General features: G+C 66.9%; 1 protein-coding gene. It reads right to left on the reverse strand.

Annotated features, from left to right (window positions below; all coding sequences use genetic code 11):
• On the reverse strand, positions 1-332 hold a 332-nt coding region (locus H928_RS32140; protein ID WP_043338997.1), incomplete at both ends, for a hypothetical protein.

The raw sequence follows: 332 nt of genomic DNA on the forward strand, positions 1-332 counted from the left end.
ACCGAGACGGGGAAGCTGCTGCCGGTCAGATCCACCGGCGTGATGTTGGCCGGCCAGACCACTTGCTTGGCGATGGAGAGCTGCGCGGGCTGGCAGGTCAGCGTGGCTGTCGCTGGCGTGTTGACCTGGCCAATCGGCGAGACAAAGTCTGTGCCCGGCGTGATGGTGTTGGTCAGCAGCGGGGTGTTCACGCAAGCCTGGCGGCCAGCATCGGTGTTGGGCCAGACCACCGGCACCGTGATGCTGCAGCCGCCGGGCGGAATCGTCACACCGCTGCTGCGGATGACATTGGCGCCAGCGACGGCACTGAGGCTGCCGCCCGTGCAGGTATT

Source organism: Comamonas sp. B-9, from assembly GCF_000410635.1.
Taxonomy (GTDB): Bacteria; Pseudomonadota; Gammaproteobacteria; order Burkholderiales; family Burkholderiaceae_C; genus Comamonas.